Here is a 391-nt window from a genome sequence, read left to right on the forward strand (position 1 = left end):
CCACCACGGTGGACAGGGTGGTGATCAGGCTGTTCTGCAGCCAGGTTGCGGCCAGTGTTACGGAGAAAACATTCGCGATGTTCTCGAAGGTGGGACCGGTGGCGGTGCTGTGCGCTCCCGGGGTGAAGGCCAGGATCACGGTGACCATGATGGGGACCAGCACTATGGCCGTGATGATCAGGATCAGGACGAAGCGCCACCACCGGCCGCGCTGCCCCGCCTCGGAGAGGGCCTGGCGTGGTTTGCCTGCTTCGCTGGACCCGCTGATGGCGCCGGTCTGGGGATGGGCGTGRAGRACTGCGCTCATTATTCGACGCTCGACTTTCGGATCTGGCGGTAYAGGAKGACSGAGATGACCACCAGGGTCATGGTCATCAGGAAGGCGATGGCC

General features: G+C 63.5%; 1 protein-coding gene. It reads right to left on the minus strand.

Annotation, left to right across the window (positions count from 1 at the left end):
* Positions 1–307: hypothetical protein (locus tag AC1DKD_RS42370; protein WP_477144885.1), on the minus strand; the 307-nt coding region annotated here is incomplete at its 3' end.
* Positions 308–391 lie beyond the last annotated feature (84 nt).

The organism is Cupriavidus sp. 05T313, from assembly GCF_056396665.1.